Source organism: Limosilactobacillus gorillae, assembly GCF_001293735.1.
GTDB lineage: Bacteria > Bacillota > Bacilli > Lactobacillales > Lactobacillaceae > Limosilactobacillus > Limosilactobacillus gorillae.
This window is the reverse complement of the sequence record NZ_BCAH01000007.1, coordinates 22,326-40,553: the sequence shown is the minus strand read 5'-3', so window position 1 is coordinate 40,553 and position 18,228 is coordinate 22,326. Positions and strand designations below refer to the sequence as shown.

Annotated in this window: 14 protein-coding genes and 1 pseudogene; 3 read left to right on the top strand and 12 right to left on the bottom strand. The window is 51.6% G+C overall.

Annotation, left to right across the window (positions count from 1 at the left end; all coding sequences use genetic code 11):
* Window positions 1-5 precede the first annotated feature (5 nt).
* The 8 genes from AOQ57_RS01235 to AOQ57_RS01200 form a co-directional block, all read right to left on the bottom strand.
* The gene (locus AOQ57_RS01235) at window positions 6-590 is read right to left on the bottom strand and encodes a DJ-1 family glyoxalase III (RefSeq protein ID WP_093624422.1); all 585 of its coding nucleotides are present in this window, start codon (window positions 588-590) and stop codon (window positions 6-8) included.
* A gap of 18 nt (window positions 591-608) precedes the next feature.
* Window positions 609-1,604: an alpha/beta hydrolase fold domain-containing protein gene (locus AOQ57_RS01230; protein WP_093624420.1), complete on the bottom strand. Its 996-nt coding sequence runs from the start codon at window positions 1,602-1,604 to the stop codon at window positions 609-611.
* Between the two features lie 176 nt (window positions 1,605-1,780).
* Complete coding sequence (locus tag AOQ57_RS01225) at window positions 1,781-2,455, bottom strand: uracil-DNA glycosylase (protein WP_093624418.1); 675 nt, start codon at window positions 2,453-2,455, stop codon at window positions 1,781-1,783.
* 14 nt (window positions 2,456-2,469) lie between these two features.
* Window positions 2,470-3,807 (bottom strand): threonine/serine exporter family protein, encoded by a 1,338-nt coding sequence (locus AOQ57_RS01220; protein ID WP_093624416.1) that lies wholly within the window; start codon window positions 3,805-3,807, stop codon window positions 2,470-2,472.
* Between the two features lie 84 nt (window positions 3,808-3,891).
* Complete coding sequence (locus AOQ57_RS01215) at window positions 3,892-4,785, bottom strand: LysR family transcriptional regulator (protein WP_093624414.1); 894 nt, start codon at window positions 4,783-4,785, stop codon at window positions 3,892-3,894.
* A 135-nt stretch (window positions 4,786-4,920) separates the two neighbouring features.
* Window positions 4,921-6,342, bottom strand: a complete 1,422-nt coding sequence (locus tag AOQ57_RS01210; protein ID WP_093624412.1) for an anion permease — start codon at window positions 6,340-6,342, stop codon at window positions 4,921-4,923.
* A gap of 39 nt (window positions 6,343-6,381) precedes the next feature.
* Window positions 6,382-7,776, bottom strand: a complete 1,395-nt coding sequence (locus AOQ57_RS01205) for a flavocytochrome c (protein ID WP_093624410.1) — start codon at window positions 7,774-7,776, stop codon at window positions 6,382-6,384.
* Between the two features lie 9 nt (window positions 7,777-7,785).
* A complete protein-coding gene (locus AOQ57_RS01200) occupies window positions 7,786-9,174 on the bottom strand; it encodes a class II fumarate hydratase (protein WP_093624408.1) in 1,389 nt (462 codons plus the stop codon).
* Window positions 9,175-9,554: 380 nt separating this feature from the next.
* On the opposite strand from AOQ57_RS01200, the gene AOQ57_RS01195 reads away from it, so the two are divergent.
* A complete protein-coding gene (locus tag AOQ57_RS01195) occupies window positions 9,555-10,166 on the top strand; it encodes an NADPH-dependent FMN reductase (protein WP_093624406.1) in 612 nt (203 codons plus the stop codon).
* Window positions 10,167-10,185: 19 nt separating this feature from the next.
* Window positions 10,186-11,562: an NADPH-dependent oxidoreductase gene (locus AOQ57_RS01190; RefSeq protein ID WP_093624404.1), complete on the top strand. Its 1,377-nt coding sequence runs from the start codon at window positions 10,186-10,188 to the stop codon at window positions 11,560-11,562.
* A gap of 93 nt (window positions 11,563-11,655) precedes the next feature.
* Here AOQ57_RS01190 and AOQ57_RS01185 read toward each other — a convergent pair.
* Window positions 11,656-13,317, bottom strand: a pseudogene (locus tag AOQ57_RS01185) (malolactic enzyme); the annotation flags it as partial.
* Between the two features lie 146 nt (window positions 13,318-13,463).
* Between AOQ57_RS01185 and AOQ57_RS01180 the strand changes: the two are divergent.
* Window positions 13,464-14,342, top strand: coding sequence for a LysR family transcriptional regulator (locus AOQ57_RS01180; RefSeq protein ID WP_093624400.1), 879 nt, complete (start codon window positions 13,464-13,466; stop codon window positions 14,340-14,342).
* A gap of 34 nt (window positions 14,343-14,376) precedes the next feature.
* On the opposite strand, the gene AOQ57_RS01175 is transcribed toward AOQ57_RS01180, so the two are convergent.
* From AOQ57_RS01175 to AOQ57_RS01165, 3 genes are all read right to left on the bottom strand, one after another.
* A complete protein-coding gene (locus AOQ57_RS01175; RefSeq protein ID WP_093624398.1) occupies window positions 14,377-14,964 on the bottom strand; it encodes a peptidylprolyl isomerase in 588 nt (195 codons plus the stop codon).
* Between the two features lie 96 nt (window positions 14,965-15,060).
* Window positions 15,061-17,007 (bottom strand): sucrose-specific PTS transporter subunit IIBC, encoded by a 1,947-nt coding sequence (locus AOQ57_RS01170; protein ID WP_093624396.1) that lies wholly within the window; start codon window positions 17,005-17,007, stop codon window positions 15,061-15,063.
* Between the two features lie 147 nt (window positions 17,008-17,154).
* The gene (locus AOQ57_RS01165; RefSeq protein WP_093624394.1) at window positions 17,155-18,189 is read right to left on the bottom strand and encodes a zinc-dependent alcohol dehydrogenase family protein; all 1,035 of its coding nucleotides are present in this window, start codon (window positions 18,187-18,189) and stop codon (window positions 17,155-17,157) included.
* Between the last annotated feature and the right edge of the window lie 39 nt (window positions 18,190-18,228).

The window sequence follows — 18,228 nt, the reverse complement described above, 5'->3', positions numbered from 1 at the left end:
TATTATTAGTGGTTTTGGCTCAGCAAGTATGGGTACAGCATCTGGTGGCTAACCTCGCTAGGGTCAACACCTAAGACACCGGCAATGCAGTAAGCAAAGGCTAGGGCAGTCGCTGGCCCCCGGCTGGTAATCAACTTACCCCCTTCGTCAACCACCGTGATGTCCTCGTGGAAGCGGCCACTTGGTGCCACCTGGGTGATCTCTTGGTCAACCCCTGGGTAGCAGGTGTAGTCGTGATTATCCAAGAGGCCATAGCGGGCAAAGGCAATTGGTGCGGCGCACATGGCAGCATTCCAGGCCCCGGATCTTTGACGCTGTTGCATCAATTCCATCAGCTGATCATTATCGCGCAAGGCTCGGGCCCCACCTGATCCACCAGGAAAGACCACGCAATCATAACTAAGCAAACCACTACCGACCTCGGCCAAGCTTGTATCGCAGGTTAGGTTGATTTGGTGGGCCCCCATTACCTGACGGTCATCTAAACCAATCATGATGGTTTCAATTCCCAGGCGCCGGAAAACATCAACTGGGGTCAGAGCCTCAATCTCCTCACACCCCGGGGCGATCATTACCGCAACTTTTGTCATCAAACTTCCTTCTTTCTATCAGTTAACAATCCTTTGAACCACTTTGAGGGCCTGAGTACTTTCTGGTGATGAGTAAACTGGGTAAATGTGAAAGAGGCTGCGCCCGATGTGAGTGGTCACCGGTACGTGTTGTTCACGTAGTCGCTGGGCAAAGTCCATTGCGTCTGGGTACATGATCTCTTCGGTTCCGACAAAGATCGTCACATCACGCAAAGGCGATAGGGTACCATACAGGGGGCTCACCCGCCAGTCACGGTGATCGCGTTTTCCCGCCCACATGGCGCCAAGCTGGCGCAGGCCACTAGCATTTAAGGTAACATCCTTCTCCTCGTAATCACTAACCTGGGGGTTGGCCAGATCAATGTCCAGCCAGGGTGAGAGCAGGATCAAGTGGCCAGGTTGGGGGAGTCCCCGCTCCCCCAAGTACTCGCAAAAGCCAGTCGCCAAGCCGGCCCCAGCCGAATCCCCCATCATCGTGACTCGGCTGACTGGTACCCGGGTGTAGACGTCATTGTAGAGCTGCTTTAACATGTTGTAAGCATCGTCAACCGTGTAGCTCGGTAATTGGGGGTAGATTGGAACGATTACCTCGGCATCCGTCACCCTGGCCAACCGGTCCAAAAAGCTCCAGTGCTCCTTTAAGGGGCGCTTAAAAAAGGCACCCCCGGTCAAGTACACGATGACGGGGCGTTCATGCAGCCCTGCATTCAGAATAAAACACTGACTATTTGCTATTGTTACTTCCTTGACCGGCACCGTTATCTTAACATCGGCAGGCAGACGCAGTGGCTGTTCATTTTCTACAGCCGTTGTTTGTAGAGCGTCAGCAAGTTTTGCCGGCGTGGAAAGCATCTTTTTAAATCCCGACACCCGGATCGCCATTTCGGTGATCGTCGCCTGTCGAGAACGATGATGACCACACTTAGTGGCCTCCGTTAAACTGGTCTTAATGCTCGCCACAATTCCACGAGCCAACTGGCCGTCAAAGTAGCGCCTCTTAACGTTCCTCATCATTCAAGTTCCCCTTCAAAGTAAATTCTGTGTCCGTTCGTTCTCTCACTCATCTTTATTAAGATCCTAACACGGAATAACGCCCGGCCGTTAGCGTTTCCCCGTTAAGTTTTGGTAAAGGGCACGGGCTAAAAAATCCCAACTTTGGGTGGTCATAAAAAAGGGGTCGTGACAAGCTGTCACACCCCCTTTTCACATGGCAGAAAAGCCATCTTTTTGAGCCACTTACCGAATTCCTGCCAGTCAGCCTGGACGGTTGGTTCTAGGCGCCGGGCATACAAAAAGGCAGCCGGGTGGTACATGGGAACGATGTAGTAATCCCTAGTTCCAATTTGATAGCCCGTCCCATCAGGCTTGGTCACCAGAACCGGTCGGTGGAGAACCTGACCATGTAATTCACCAATCTTCGCCCCGGGGCCCAGCAGACGTTGTAGGCTACTGTTACCCAGCGGAACCAACACTTTGGGGGCCACGGTGGCCAACTCCCAATCAAAAAGCGGACCAAAGGCCAGTACCTCCCGTTTGGTTGGCGTCCGGTTAGGTCGTTTTTCGACCTTTTCACCGGTCTTTTTGTCTGTAACCACCTTAATTGAATAGGGACGCTTGCGGACCACTGAAGTGATGTGGACCGTTTCTCGCGATAGGCCAACCCCTTCAATCAGCTTCATTAACTCCTTACCTGAGGTCCCACTGAAGGGAACCCTTGAATCGGTTTCACTCCGCCCCGGGGCCTCGCCAATCAGCATCACGGTTGGGTGCTTTGGCCCTGCTCCGGCCACAAAGCCGGTCAGGGGCCGATCCTTGACCGCCTCTTCCACCTGAGCTAATAATTTTGCGGGGTATTTAATTTGCATGTCCACAACCCCCTTTAACCGTTATGACGCCACTTGGTATCCGTCAAAACCCGGGCGGCTACCTGGCCAAGCGGTAAGAAAAATATAATCAGCATTGCTTGGGTCATCCAATTTGCCCCGCTGTGGATCGACTGGAGGCCAAGGTTGTAGACCGCCCGATACATATACAACCCGGGCACCATAATCACCACGGAGGGAATTGTAATTGCGATCCGCGGGTAACCAACCCGGTTACGAACAACCGCGGCCAACAAACCGCAGACTAGTGCTCCAATGAAGGCCGCCGGTCCCCCGGCCATCCCAAAGTCAACCAGCTCTAACCGAAGGGTATTTCCTAATGCCCCGATCACTCCCGCCGTGGCCGCCATCTTAGGGGAGGAATTAAACATAATCGAAAAGCCAAAGACTCCGCAAAAGGAGGCGGGTAATCGTAAGAGTAAGAGCTGCCACTTGTTTAGGGGGAGGGCCGCAAAGTTACCTGGCTGTAGGTGAACCATCAAGGCCACTAGCCAACCAACCAGCGTGGCGACGGTGATGATTAAAAGGGCGTAGGTCGCTCGCTCTAATCCCGAGCGCATGTCTAGCTTAGCCAAATCCAATCCCGATGTGATAAAGGGAAAACCAGGGATGATAAAGAGCATGGCCCCGATATAACCAGCCTCGTGGTGCACATTGATACCAAAGAGGTTTTGTAAAGCCATGAAGGGGATTAGGTATAACAGACAGGCCACCGCCACGGAAACCGCCACGCCGGCCAGAAGGGTAATGTGGCGATCGATCATCTTACGCCGGACAAAGTTACCACTCCCGGCCCCAATAAAGGAGCACAACATTTCAACCGGGCCACCCCCCAGCAAGAAAACGAAGGCCGAGCAGGCTACAGCAGCCGCCAGGGCTACCTGGTAGGGGCGGTAATTGCCCTTCATCTGTTCGATTTTGGTCAGGCGCCGGTCGATTTCGGCAATCGTCCATTCGTGGCTCCCTCGTTCGATCTCCTTAACAAACTTCTCCAGGGCATTCAAACGGGTCGTGTTGACCCCAGTGGTTGGTAACGAGATTGCCTGGGTGTAACTGTGATTGTCATCAATGCAGGTATATTCAATCGACACCAGTCCAATGTCAGCTGAGCAGGTCAGCCCCAGGGTCCGGGCCATCACGTTCATTGAATCACGGACACGCCAGGACCCGGTCCCACATGCCAGAATCATCAGTCCTACCCGGCCGACGATCATTGACCGTTCGACCAACGGGGCCTGTTTAGCCGGGGTGACGTTATCATCTTCCACAAAATCTTGCCACGGAATCTGCATGTGGTGGTGGTAGTCTTTCCCCACCGTTTGTTCTTTGTCCATTGTCTCTAATTCTCCTCATATGACCATGAAGGCCAGAAATTAAGTCTTATTATAGGAGGATCGGTTCAACTTGTGTAGGCGTAATTAGTCCACCCCAAATAGTTCAAGGTGCTTTAAGGCGTTAACCAGCATCTGTTCGTCTTCGCTTAAAACGTAGCCCTCACGGGTGGCCACCGAAATGAAGAAGCTGACCGGAGCCACGTCAGTCAAGGTTAACGAGACAATTCCCGGTTCATCTTTGACCGCATCCAAAACAATTAGGCTAATCCCAAGGTTTTGGCGAACCAGCTCCTTGATCCAGGAGATGTTGGGTAGCGGGTAGAGGGTGACCTCCGGACGGACCCGGGCCGCGTCACAGTATGCGTCAAAGGCTGCCCGGTGAACATACTGATCGCTGTAATTGATGAAACGTTCGTTAGCTAAGTCACTAAAGGCCACCCGTTTTTTCTTGGCCAGCGGGTTATCTTCACTAACTACCACGGTGAAAGGACGCTGGGCGACCCGATCGACAAAGAGGCCCGGTTCATTGATCGGAGCAATGGAACCCAAAACGGCGATGTCAATCTGACCATCCTTCAACAGCCGCATCAGCTCGCCCGATCCCTGGTCGGTAATCCGTAAACACGATAAGAGGTCGGGCGGGCAGTTTTTGACCAAACCTGGTACGTAAATCTTACCAATGATTGGTGGTAGTCCAAAGCGAATATCGCCGCGAGCGGCCTGGGCAATCGATTTTTGGGCGAGGTCGAGCTGATTATTGATCCGATCAGCAGCCTGGTAGAGTAATTGCCCGGCCCGGGTAATCCTCATCCCGCGTCTCCCCCGGGCCACGTCGACCAGTTGGGCGCCAAACTCCCGCTCCAGCCGCTGGATGGCCTGAGTGACGGTGGGCTGGGCGACCCCAAACTGGCCGGCAACCTGGGTATAGTTTTTCTTTTCCACTACCGCCGTAAAGTATTGCAAATCGCGCGTATTCATATGGGCGTTCCCCCTTTAGTTAGAAATTTTATCACAATTCAGTTCCTTAAACGTAAAAGCAGCCTGGAGCGTTCGTTACTTACGGGCGCCCCAGGCTGTTTAATTACGGTATTATTCGATTTTAGGTAAAGGTAACTACCACATACCCAGAACCTTCATCCACAGGCTTCCGACCCCGATCCAAACAACCAGGTAGAAGATCCCGAGGACTAGGTTCAACGACCACCACTTGCTTTGCGGAACGTAACCCGAACCGAACAAAACTGGTGCTGGACCAGAAGCATAGTGGGTCGTCGAAGCGTTCAAGTTTCCGAAGAACCCAAGCAACAAGGCAGCCAGCATTGGTGGAACATGAGCAGAGATGGCAACCGCTAACAGTGCGGAGTACATCGCCGTCACGTGGGCCGTAGAACTGGCAAAAAGGTAGTGACTGTAGAAGAAGAAGACAATTACAATGATCAAAACCACAAACCAGTTCATCCCGTGAAGCATGCTCCCAATGCTTTCAGAAAGCCATGGAATAAAGCCTAAGGTGGTTAAGGAACCGGCCATCATAACCAGAACGGAGAACCAGGTCAAGGTGTTCCAAGCCCCGGTTTCGTGCAGGACATCGGTCCAGCTCAGGACCCCAACGATCAAGAGCAAGCCCAGGGTTATGAAGGCGGCTAGGCTGGCATCGATCTTGGTTAAGCTTCCAGTCATCCAGAGGACCAGGGCGATCACGAAGATCACGGCCATTAGCTTTTCGGGCAGGGTCATTTTACCCATGTCAGCCAGTTCCTTTTCCGCCCACTGCTTAGCGTTAGGCGTTTCCTTGATTTCAGGCGGATACAGCTTGTAGATTAACCACGGAACGACGATCAAGGAAATGATCCCCGGAACCAGGGCGGCTAGGAACCAGCTCCCCCAGCTGATGTTGACGTGGCTTGATTTGGCCAGGGTTTGTACCAAGGGATTGGCGGCCATGGCCGTCATGAACATGGCGGCGGTGATCATGTCACCATGGTATTCAGCAAAGATCAAGAAGGAACCGATCTTGCGTTCTGTGCCATCCTTAGGGTCGGAACCAAAGGATTGGGCCAAGGACTTGATGATGGGGTATAAGACCCCACCAGCCCGGGCAGTGTTTGAAGGAGTGGCCGGAGCCATGATCAGGTCCACCCCGATCAAGGAATAAGCCAAGCCCAGTGTCTTTTTCCCAAAGATGCGGACAAAGGTTAAGGCAATTCGCCGGCCCAACCCGGTTTTAATAAAGCCCCGGGCAATGAAAAAGGCCATTGCGATCATCCAAATTGAACTGTTCCCGAAGCCCAAGATTGCCTTGTCCATCGGTAGGGTCCCGGTTAAAACAGTCAAGGCAAACGCAAGGATTGATACCCCACCAATCGGCAGGGGCCGAGTGATGCAGGCAATAATTGTTGCTACAAAGAGAGCAAACATGTGCCAGCCGGCAACGGGAACGGCAGCTGGTTTCATTGGTGTGAGCAGCCATAGAATGACCCCCACGATTACCGGCCAAATAAAGCCCCGGTAATTAACTCTTTCTAAATTCTTCATTTACTTTTCCCTAATCAATTCTCTTTTCTCTTTTTTCGCTTATTGCTTCTTTTGTTGGTATAGGGCAACTTGTTGACCGGCTTGGCGACCAAAGATCACAATTTCTGCGATTGAGTTACCTCCAACCCGGTTGTTCCCGTGCAGACCACCGGCAACTTCACCGGCCGCAAACAGGCCAGGAATCACGTTACCGTTGCCATCCAGGACTTCAGTACGGGTGTTGATGTGCAATCCCCCCATTGTGTAGTGGATGGCCGGAGCGATGTGAATGGCGTAAAAGCCTGGTTTGGAAATATCACGATCCATCCCGGTTGTTCGGTTGAATTCTTGGTCGTCATGGTCCTTAACCGCCTTGTTCCAGGTGGCAACCGTCTTTTCCAAAGTAGCCGGGTCCATCTTCAGCTTAGTGGCCAGCTCCTCGATCGTTTCACCGGAAACCACTAGGCCAACCTTGTCGTAGAATTCGACCGCCTTGGCCCGGTCCCGGATTCCCCGGTCAAAGATCAGGTAAGCAGAGTGTTCCGGCAACGCCGTGATTGCGTTGGAAACAATCTTACGGGTGTTTAACTCGTTAACGAAGCGTTGGCCCTTGGCGTTAACCAAAATGGCCCCTTCGCCTCGAACAACTTCCCCAATCAGGTAAACGTGCGGGTTGTCTTGTTGAACGGTTGGGTGTACCTGAATCAGGTCCATTTGAACCAGTTGCGCCCCGACGTCTTCGCCAAGCTTCAGGCCGTCCCCAGTAGCCCCTGGCTGATTGGTGGTCTTGTAATCAATCAGGTCTGGGCGGTAGCGTTTCATGTATTCCTTAGAAGCACCAAAGCCCCCGGTGGCCAGGATGACGCTGTTAGCCGCTATCGTCTTGGTCCCCCCGGCAAATTCAACTTCGACCCCGTTGACCGTACCGTTATCATCCTTTAAGAGCTTAGTGACCTTGGTCTTGTTAAAGACGTCGATCCCCTCTTGGCCAGCCACCCGAAGTAGTTCGCTAACCAGGAAGCCACCGATCGGAGCTAATGAAGCTGGCCGGTGGGTCCGCATTACCGACATCCCCCCGGTAATCGTGACATCTTCCAACTTAATCTGGTGGTCAGCCAGCCAGTCAATGGCTAAAGCGGAGTGGTGGACAAAGTAACCCAGGAGGTCCTTATCGTTTAAGCGGCCCCCATCCTGGTAAGTCTCCCGGTAAAAGGAGCCAACGTTATCGATAACGCCGTGGTGAAGCTGAACGTTGGTTTCGGCGGCGTTCATCCCGGATGAGGCCCGGTTGGTGTTACCCCCGAGGCCCTCTTCCTTTTCCAAGACAGCCACTGAAAGGCCAAGTTCATGGGCCTGAATGGCGGCCGTCAAACCAGCACCCCCGGACCCGATGATCACCGTATCGTAACGTTCTTTCAATTCACTTGCCGAACGTGGTTGATATTTTTCGCCCATCTTTTCCTCCTAGTCTTGCTTATCGACGTTGGTCATCTTTAACATGTTCATCCATTCGTCGTATTGTTCTTCGGTTACTTTACCGGACTTTAAGGCCGCTTCCTTCAAGGTTGAGCCGGCTTTGTCAGCGGCCTGGGCAATCTTAGCAGCATCGTGGTAGCCGATGTATGGCGAAAGCGCCGTTACCGTCATTAGGGAGTTGTCTAGCAATTCCTTCATCCGGGCGTCGTTAACCGTTAGTCCGGCAATCATCTTGTCAGCAAAGCCAGTAATCGTCCCGGTTAAGAGGTCGGCGGATTCCAAGAAGGCGTCGATCATAACCGGCTTATAAACGTTCATTTCAAAGTTCCCTTGGCTGGCAGCCATTGAAACCACCGTGTCGTTACCAAAGACCCGCAGCGCTGCCATCGTTACGGCTTCGGCTTGGGTTGGGTTAACCTTCCCTGGCATGATTGATGAGCCCGGTTCGTTAGCCGGAATGTTCAATTCACCGTAACCGGCCCGCGGACCAGAAGCCAAGAAACGTACGTCCTGGGCAATCTTAAACATGTCAGCGGCTAAAGCCTTCAGGGCCCCGTGAACCACGTTTAAGCCGGAGTGGTTAGCCAGACCAAAGAACTTGTTAGTCTTAACCGTGAATTCGTGGCCGTAAACGGCGGACACCTTTTCAGCGATCTTTTCTGGCATCCCTGGAGCGGCGTTCAGTCCGGTCCCAACGGCCGTTCCCCCGATAGCCAGTTCCAAAAGGGTTGGTTGCAGCTGCTTTAGGTAGTCCCGGTCGTGTTCCAAGGCCGCCACGTAACCAGAAACTTCTTGGCCAAAGGTTAACGGAGTGGCATCTTGCAGGTGGGTCCGACCAACTTTAACGACGTGCCAGTACTTTTCCTGCTTAGCCTTAAGTTCATCAATCAGGTGTTGGACAGCTGGCAAAAGGTTGTCCAAGGCTTCAACAGCGACAATGTTCATTGCCGTTGGGTAAACGTCATTGGAGGATTGACCCTTGTTAACGTCGTCGTTTGGCAGGACGGTCACATCCGGGTTCAGGCGACCAGCGAGGTTAGCTACTACTTCGTTGGTGTTCATGTTAGTTTGGGTCCCGGAACCAGTTTGGTAAACCTTGAGCGGGAAGTCCTTGCGCAGGTCTTCATCGGACAGGGCGAGCAGTTGGTCGATGGCTTCGATAATCAGCGTTCCCTTGTCCTTGTCAATCTGGTCTAATTCCAGGTTAGCCTGGGCGGCCGCCTTCTTAATGTTCAACAGCGCACGAATGATCCCTAGCGGCATAAATTGGCCAGTTGGGAAGTTGTGACGGCTGCGTTCAGTTTGAGGGCCCCAAAGCGCTTCTTGCGGGATTTGAACGGGTCCTAAGGTGTCTTCTTCAGTCCGGAATTGTGGCATGATTTTCGTCCTCCAAATTGTGTTTTTTTAGTTATTGTGAAATGTTACACATTTGCTAACAGTTATACAATAATCCCCCCACCAACTTATAGTCAAACCGTCCAGTAATTATAAATTTTGCTTATTTTAACCCGTAATTTATTGCCTAGGTTGATTTTCATCAACTTTACTGCGCCTTTATAAAACCCGTGATGATGCCGTTTTCATAGAAGTTAAATCCATTAATTTTGGCTAGGCCATTGGTACTTAGTGACCCCAAGTCACCTGTAACTTTAAAAATAATTATCATCAATTGATTTTATTTCAAATTTATGTCAAAATAAGGGTGATTTGTTAGCCCTTTAACAAGTGAGCAAACTGAAATGAGAGGATTTGATCATATGAAGCACTACATTGGGATTGCTGGGACCAACCGTCAAGGCTCCACCAACCGCCGTTTGTTGCAGTTCATCAAGGAACACTTCGCCGACGAGGCCGAAATTGAACTGATGGATATTGGCGGCCTGCCAGTCTTTTACAAGACCCCGGACCGCTCGGTACCAGAACGGGTTACCGAAATGGCTAAGAAAATTGATGCATCCGATGGGGTTATTATTTCCACCCCTGAATACGACCACGGGGTCCCAGCTGTCTTGATGAACGCTCTGGAATGGCTCTCCTATGGGATCCACCCGTTTGCCGACAAGCCGGTCATGATTACCGGAGCTTCTTACGGGATGCTGGGAACTTCGCGGGCCCAACTGATGTTACGCCAAATGTTAGACTCCCCGGAATTATCTGCACGAATCATGCCATCATCAGAATACATGGTTGGCCACTCTCTGCAGGCCTTTGATGAGGAAGGTCATCTAAAGGAAGACGCCCTGATTGCCCGCTTAGACGGCCTGTTTGAAGATTTCGCCACCTTTGTGGACGTCAACAAGAACCTGGTGTACGACCGCGAGCACGTGATGCAAGACATCCGTAACTCCGATTTGAAGAACGACTTATAAACTGAGGAGGAACTCACGCATGAAGTTAGTTGGGATTGTCGGCTCAATCGCCGAAGATTCATACAACCGTAAATTAATGACCTTTATTGCTAACCGTTTCAATAACCTTGCCGACATTGAAGTGGTTTCCATTAAGGATGTCCCGATGTTTTCCGAGGATAACGACCAAACTAACGGGATGGCCGTTCAATACTTAAAACACCGGATCGAAAATGCCGATGGGGTTATCATGGCTACGCCAGAACATAACCACACTACGACCGCGGCCTTGAAGTCCACGATCGAATGGCTCTCATACAAAATCCACCCGCTAGAGGACAAGCCGGTCCTGATCGTTGGGGCGTCTTACTTTACCCAAGGGTCATCCCGGGCCCAATTGGATCTGCGCGAAATCTTAGAAGCACCGGGGGTTAACGCCCTGGTAATGCCGGGTAACGAATTCCTACTCGGTAACGTCCGCGACGCCTTTGACGAGGACGGCAACTTGAAGGACGGCGGTACGGTTAACCGCCTAGCCAACCTGCTTGAAAAGTTCTCCAAGTGGGTTAACGTCCTGAAGGCCTTAAAGGGGCCGGAACCAGCCGATGCCTACAAAAACGAAGACCTGACTGCCTCTGGTAAGACTGACACCACCATTGAAGGGGTTAAGCCAGGCGACCCAGATTGGGTTGAAAAGGCCGCTAAAATTACCAACGCCGCTTCCGGCAAGGACTACGTTAAGCTCGATGCCGGGGTCTTAACCGTTGACCAAATCAACTGGTTCTTAAAGTCCATTCCGGCCGAATTAACCTACGTTGACGACAATAACCAGTTCCTTTACTACAACCACAAAGCACCAGCTTCTAAGATGTTTGCCTCCCGGACGCCACAACAACCGGGTTCGCCAATGTCAGTGGTTCACCCTGATGTTCGCAACGTCCACGACCACGTTAAGCAGGTTGTCCACACCCTGCGGACCGGCAAGACCGATCTATTCCAACTGGCCGAACCAGTCGACAAGAAGAACGTCAAGTGGGTTGTTAACAATTACCAAGCCATCCATGACGATGAGAACGTCTACCGCGGGATCAACGAAATCGTCTTTGACTTCTGGCCAGTGGTTAAGAAGTATCTGGAAATGACCGGCCAAAAGCTAGTTGACGACCCGAACAGCAAGGTCGACGCTAACGCTAATGCTAGCGCCAAGGAAGAGACCAGCACCAAACCAGTAGCCGAACCAGTGGCTGCTGACACCGAGGCCAGCGCTTCTAGCACCGAAGAAGAGACGTCAACAACACCGGCACCAGTAAGTCAAGCACCAGCAACCCAAGCACCGGCGATGGACGCCAGTGCCAGCGCCAGTGAAGACGCTCCGGAAGAGCCGGAAGTTGACACTGATGCTTCAGCAAGCAAATAAGAATTAGCCAGCTTTTCTTCACTAATTCTTTATTAAAAAAAAGGATTCGACCGCTCAATCTTGAGTAGTCGGATCCTTTTTTAGTTTTGAAATTTAATTAAACTTAGCTAGTTCTTCTTCAAGCGGCTTATATTCAGCCTGCCAAGTAAAGGCTGCAACCGCCTCCTTGGCATCCGTAATTCCTGGTGAAGCCAAGCCCTGGTCAATCGCCGACTGGGCCACCGCCTCAGCCACCTTCCTTGAGAAGTCAGTCAGCTTATCAACCGGCGGTAAAACCGCTGCCCCAGCCTGCTCGCCGTTAACCAGCTCGCTTAAAGCGTGCGCGGCAGCGGCCAGCATGTTGTCATTAATCTTCTTCGCCTGAACAGCAAGGGCCCCGAAGCCAACCCCAGGGTAGATTAGGGCATTGTTGGCCTGACCAATTTCGTACTTGATCCCCTGGTAGTCAACTGCTGGGGTGGGGATCCCGGTGGCCACTAAGGCCCGGCCGTCCGACCAGTTTAGGATATCGTCTGGCATTGCCTCAATTTTCTTGGTTGGATTAGAAATTGGAAAGATGATCGGCCGCTTAGTGTGGGCTGCCATCTCTTTGATTACTTCTTCCGTAAAGGCGTTGTGAACCGTTGATGTACCAACCATTACCGTAGGATGAACAGCCCTGATTGCCGCTGCTAAGGTGGTTAATTGATCGGCGTCTTTAAATTCATCCCGCTTACGGGTAAAGCGGGTTTGCTCCGGGGTCAAGCCTGGGGTGTCGTCGAACAAAAGCCCCTGGCGGTCAACCAGGTAGAAGTGCTTTTTAGCCTCCTCAGGGCTGAGACCTTGACGAACTAACTCCTCACACAACATTTTAACGATTCCCATTCCGGCTGTTCCGGCCCCAAAACTCAAGAAGGTCTGGTCGACTAGCTTTTCCTTGGTGATCTTCAGGGCACCGAGGATCCCGGCTAAGACGATCACCCCGGTCCCTTGAATGTCGTCATTAAAGGTCAAGATCTTGTCTTGGTACTTATCCAAAATCTTAGCGGCCGTTCCCCGGCCAAAGTCTTCAAAGTGCAGGAGGCTCTTTGGGAAAAGGGTCTCCACGTCATCAACAAAATGATCAATGAAGTCAAAGTATTGCGCCCCTTCGATCCGGTCGTGGCGCTTGCCTAGGTAGTCATCATCATTTAAAAGCTCTTGGTTGTTGGTCCCAGCATCAATCGAAACTGGCAGGACCTGGGCCGGGTCGATACCAGCAGCGGCCGTGTAAACCATTAGCTTGCCCACGGCGATGTCGACCCCGTTAACTCCCCAGTCGCCAATACCGAGGATTCCCTGGGCGTCGGTCACCACAACCAGGCGAATGTCACGCCCTGCGGCAGCATTCTTTAAGATCGTTCGGTTATCTTCCGGGTGATCAACCGTCAGGTACGCTGCGTCCTGGGGTTTCATGAAGCGTTCATTATACTGTTCAATTGCCTCGGCAATCACCGGATCATACACGATCGGCATAAACTCGTTAATGTGCTTTTCCATCAGGTTAAAGAAGAGGGTCCGGTTGTTGTTGAAAATTTCCATCAAAAAGTGGCGCTTTTCAATCAGAGTTCCCTTCTTTTGGTAGAGGGCGTACATTTCGTCTGCCTGTTCATTAATCGTCTTGACCCGCGGCGGCAGAAGCCCTAACAGACCGTGCTGCTTGCGTTCCTCCGTTGTAAAGGCCGTCCCCCGGTTCAAGAAGGGGTTGTTTAGCAATTCATATCCACTAACCATTTTTCTCGTGGTCCTTTCACTTTAAATTAACTTTCTTCTCTCATCGTGGTCGATCATAGTCTGGTGGCCTTGTGATAGTCAAACTTATGGAAGCTAATTAATTTTATTGATATGATAAAAGAAAACCGTTAAGGGAGAAGGGATCAAGCATGAATATTAAGGAGTTACGTTATTTTCATGACCTGGTAATTCACAAAAATTTTTCTAAAGTTGCCGACCACTTTGGGGTTACCCAGCCAACGATCACAATGGCTATCCAACGGCTTGAGAATGATGTCGGGGCGCCGCTTTTCATCCGAAGCCAGTCTCATCACGAACTAACCGTTACTCCCGGGGGATTACAGTTTGACCGTCACGTTCAAACCATCCTAAGTGAGCTTGAGGTTGCCCACCTGGAACTCACCCGGGCTAAACAGGATCGGATCCACTTTGGCCTGCCTCCCATCATTGGTAACTACTTCTTTCCAGCTTATACTCCGGCCCTGTTAGACGCCGGGCTCTTGCAACGCCTGGAAGTTGATGACCACGGCTCCAGCGAGTTAACCAGACTGCTTCAAAAAGGGGTTATCGACATCGCCCTGCTGGGATCGCTCACCCCTTTGCACCAGGATGCCTTTTTGACCCAGGTGATTACCAAGGCCCCGCTTCAGATTATTGTTGCTCCCAACCATCCCTTGGCCCGAACTACCGGGGTTCACTTCAAGGAACTCACCCATGAACGCTTCATTACCCTGGCTGACGAGTACGTACACGCCCAGGCCTTCAAGCAGGCCACTCGTACCGCTGGTATCCGGCCCAAAGTTGCCTTTGAAACCCACGACGTCCACGTTTTGAAGACCCTAGTCGCTAAAAACGCCGGAATCGGGTTTTTAACAACCCTGGCCATCGATCCTAGTGATAACCTAATCACCATCCCCCTGCTGGACCCCGGTGCTCCGGAATTTTTCGTTTCCGTTGCCACCCGGGCCAACCGAATTCTCTCCACCCCCGGCCAAGCACTGTGGGATTTACTGGTGAAAAGAAACTAAAACGGGCGTCCAAGTAAGGGCGCCCGTAAATTAATTATTCTGAAATTACAATGTCTTCAATTACAACGTCTTCTTGCGGCCGGTCACTATAATCACGCTTGACTTTGGAAATCTTTTCGGCCACGTCCATGCCTTCAACTACCTGGCCAAAGACAGTGTGATGGAAGTCCAGCCACGGTGTGCCCCCCTCTTGATAGTGAGCAATAACCTCCTCTGGATAACCAGCAGCTTTCATTTGGCTCATCATGTTGGCCGGTACATTCTCATTAGTAACGATAAAGAACTGGCTTCCATTAGTATTTGGGCCAGCGTTAGCCATCGAAAGGGCCCCCTTAAAGTTGAAGAGTTCCTCTGAGAATTCGTCTTCAAAGGTCCGGCCGTAGATCGATTCACCACCGGCGCCAGTCCCAGTTGGATCGCCTCCCTGGATCATGAAGTCCGGAATTACCCGGTGAAAGATTACACCCTTGTAGTAGCCCTTCTTGGCTAATTCAACAAAGTTCTTCACCGTCTTGGGAGCCTGCTTTTCAAATAGTTGGATCTTAATGTCACCCTGGTTGGTTTTAATGGTGGCCAAAACGTCGTCGACGGCGGCCAAGTTTAGTTGTGGATATTGACTCATGTCTTTCCTCCAAAATAGTAATTGCTCCTCATTTTAACACAACTAGGGCGCCGCATAGTTGTGCGACGCCCCAGTTTAAAGAGAGATGCGAGATGTTTAGTTTTTACCAACGACGGCGATTAGGTCATCTCCGGCCTGAACCGCCCCATCAGCGAGTCGTTTTACAGCACTGTAGTTAGCAGTGTTAGTAACTACGATCATGGTCGTGGTATCGTAGCCGGCCGCCTTAACGGCATCAAGATCAACGGTTCCTAAAACGTCACCTTTCTTAATCTTTTGGCCTTGTGTTACGTTGGAGGTGAAGTGTTCACCCTTCAAATTAACGGTGTCTAACCCAATATGAATCAGGACTTCAGCCCCATCAGTGGTGGTTAAGCCGTAGGCATGCTTAGTGGCGTAGGCAACGGTAATTTCACCGTCAGCCGGAGCCACGATCGTCCCGTCACTTGGGATTACGGCTGCCCCATCCCCCATCATCTTTTGGGAGAAGACTTCGTCGTTAACTTGACTCAGATCTTCAGCGGTCCCGTTAACTGGGCTAGAGATTGTTTCCGTTTGAACAGCTTCGTTAGCACCAGCCGCTTCGGTACCAGATTCGTTAGCTTGAGCCGTTGCATCAGCCGCATCGGTATCAGCAGCTTCAACCACCGGGTTTACCAAGCGATTGTGCGTCTTTCCGTAGAGGTAGGTGATGATGAAGGCAACCACAAAGGAAACCACTTCACACAAGAGATAGAACGGAATAGACTTGGCGCCGATGGATAAGAAGCCGATGAATCCGGCTGAACCCATTGAAACGGCAACAACGTGGAAGAGGCCAGCTAAAGTAGCAGCGGTGGCAGATCCAATCAGAGCACAGAAGAATGGGAACTTAAGCTTCAGGTTAACCCCGAAGAGGGCCGGTTCCGTGATCCCTAGGAGGGCTGAAACGGCAGCCGATCCAGAGAGTCCCTTCATCTTTTCGTTCTTAGTTAAGAAGTAAACGGCGGTCGTGGCAGCCCCCTGGGCAACGTTGGCCATTGAGGCAACGACAAAGATGAAGTCCCCATAACCCGTACCACTCTTGTAGGCGGTCACCAACTGAGTTTCGATGGCTGGGAAGGATTGGTGAAGCCCCGTCAAAACGATTGGCGAGTAGATGGCCCCAAAGATCCCAGTTCCAACAAAGCCTAACGTGGAGTAGAGCCAAACGATCCCATTAGTGATTAAGTCAGACAATTCCTTCATAACTGGGCCGACCACGATGAAGGTCAAGAACCCGGTTAAGATAACGGACAAAAGCGGCGTGAAGGTGAAGTCCACGGCTGACGGTAACTTCTTGTGGAACCACTTTTCAAAAATTGACAGGATCCATACCGCAGCCAAAGCCGGGATTACTTGACCGGTGTAAGACTGAATGTGGACACTGAAGTTGAAGAGGTGCCAAGTTCCCCCTTCCGCCAAGGCCGGCGCCGTCATCATCATTCCGACAACGGCCCCAAGGAACTGGTTAGCCCCGAAGCGCTTGGCCCCGGAGATCCCAACCAAGATTGGCAAGAAGACGTATGGAGCCGCCGACATGACGTTGACCATCCCTTCCAGCCCCTTGATGGCCGGATACATTTCAACAACTGACTTTGGTCCAAATAAACCTTGGGATACCAAAACGTTGTCAAGGGCCATCAAAAGACCGCCGGCAACCAAGGCCGGAATGATTGGCACAAAGATGTCCGATAACAGCTTGATAAAGGCCATGACCGGGTTAAACCTCTGGTTTTTGGCCGCAATTTGCTTCAGGTCTTCGGTTGAGACCTCCTTCAAGCCGGTTTGCTTGATCAGCTCGTCGTAAACGTTGTTGACGTCCCCAGGTCCAATAATAACTTGGTATTGGCCGTTGGTCTTGAAGGTTCCCTTAACACCGTCGATGTTATCGAGGGCCTTTTGGTCGATGGCCTCGTCGTCTTTAAGAACTAATCTTAACCGAGTGGCACAATGGGCCGCCGCAACAATGTTATCTGCTCCGATAGCCTTAATGACATCGGTGGCGACTTGCTTATGATCCATAATCTTTCCTCCATCTGTAAGTATTAATAATATGTACGCTTTGAAAGCGTTTTTCTGCATTACTAATCATACAGGACTATTCGGAATTGTCAACCGTTTGACATACATTTAGAAATCGTTACCATTCGTAAGCTCATCGCAAGCCCGCTATGACGGCATTTCAAGCACGTAAGCGCCATCAATATTTCCTCTAGCAACCCATTTCAGAACCTGGTCAGCCTGGTCAAATGTCACCGGGGTGACCGTTGGCGTGATCCCCAGCCGGTCAGCCAGCCTCAAAAACTCCTCGCCATCTTGGCGAGTGTTGGATTCAACACTGGTGACCGTTTTTTCGTGGAAAAGGTGATCCTGGTAGTTTAGGCTGGGCACGTCACTTAGGTAAATACCAGCCAAGGCTAGCGTCCCACTAGGGGCCAGGTTGGCCAGGGCATTGGGTACCATTTCCCCAGCCGGTGAGAAAAGAATTGCCGAGTCCAACGGTACTGGTGAGCAATCATAAGCCCCCTGGGCCGAGGCACACCCCAATTCCAGGGCAAATTTTTGGGCATCCTTTCCCCGGGTAAAGACATGCACCTCCACCCCCTGCTTAATCGCCAGCTGAGCCGCCAGGTGCGCCGAACCACCGAAGCCGTATAAGCCTAGGCGGCCACCGGCAGGAACGTTAGCCCGTAAGAGGGCCCGGTAGCCAATGATACCAGCGCAAAGAAGCGGGGCCGCCTCCGTACTCTTATAACGTGCTGGAATCCGGTATGCAAAGCCCTCCGGTACGGTTACGTACTCAGCGTAGCCACCATCATGGTCCCAACCGGTGTACTTAGAGTTTGGGCAGAGGTTTTCACGCCCAGACCGGCAGTAACGGCAAACACCGCAAGCGTAACGAAACCAGGGAATTCCGATCCGATCACCGACTTCAAACCGCTGACACTCCAGGCCCAACTGAACTACCCGGCCAACAATTTCGTGACCCGGAGTGACGTTTGGCTGGTGAACCGGTAGGTCTCCTTCTGCAACATGCAGATCAGTATGACAGACCCCACAGGCCAAAACTTTCACCAATACCTCCCCGGCCTTTGGGCTCGGAACTGGTTTTTCAACTAGTTGCAAGGGGCAAGGAACACTTTCGATCGGTGCCGGACTTTTGACAGCCCAGGCCTTCATGGTAGCCGGAATTTGTTCAAACATTTTAGTTCCTCCTTTTGACTAATTACGTTCATTATAGTG

Bases quoted from the DNA above. Each gene is read 5' to 3' on its own strand.
- AOQ57_RS01235 (WP_093624422.1), bottom strand. From the start codon at position 590: ATGACAAAAGTTGCGGTAATGATCGCCCCGGGGTGTGAGGAGATTGAG.
- AOQ57_RS01230 (WP_093624420.1), bottom strand. From the start codon at position 1,604: ATGATGAGGAACGTTAAGAGGCGCTACTTTGACGGCCAGTTGGCTCGT.
- AOQ57_RS01225 (WP_093624418.1), bottom strand. From the start codon at position 2,455: ATGCAAATTAAATACCCCGCAAAATTATTAGCTCAGGTGGAAGAGGCG.
- AOQ57_RS01220 (WP_093624416.1), bottom strand. From the start codon at position 3,807: ATGGACAAAGAACAAACGGTGGGGAAAGACTACCACCACCACATGCAG.
- AOQ57_RS01215 (WP_093624414.1), bottom strand. From the start codon at position 4,785: ATGAATACGCGCGATTTGCAATACTTTACGGCGGTAGTGGAAAAGAAA.
- AOQ57_RS01210 (WP_093624412.1), bottom strand. From the start codon at position 6,342: ATGAAGAATTTAGAAAGAGTTAATTACCGGGGCTTTATTTGGCCGGTA.
- AOQ57_RS01205 (WP_093624410.1), bottom strand. From the start codon at position 7,776: ATGGGCGAAAAATATCAACCACGTTCGGCAAGTGAATTGAAAGAACGT.
- AOQ57_RS01200 (WP_093624408.1), bottom strand. From the start codon at position 9,174: ATGCCACAATTCCGGACTGAAGAAGACACCTTAGGACCCGTTCAAATC.
- AOQ57_RS01195 (WP_093624406.1), top strand. From the start codon at position 9,555: ATGAAGCACTACATTGGGATTGCTGGGACCAACCGTCAAGGCTCCACC.
- AOQ57_RS01190 (WP_093624404.1), top strand. From the start codon at position 10,186: ATGAAGTTAGTTGGGATTGTCGGCTCAATCGCCGAAGATTCATACAAC.
- AOQ57_RS01180 (WP_093624400.1), top strand. From the start codon at position 13,464: ATGAATATTAAGGAGTTACGTTATTTTCATGACCTGGTAATTCACAAA.
- AOQ57_RS01175 (WP_093624398.1), bottom strand. From the start codon at position 14,964: ATGAGTCAATATCCACAACTAAACTTGGCCGCCGTCGACGACGTTTTG.
- AOQ57_RS01170 (WP_093624396.1), bottom strand. From the start codon at position 17,007: ATGGATCATAAGCAAGTCGCCACCGATGTCATTAAGGCTATCGGAGCA.
- AOQ57_RS01165 (WP_093624394.1), bottom strand. From the start codon at position 18,189: ATGTTTGAACAAATTCCGGCTACCATGAAGGCCTGGGCTGTCAAAAGT.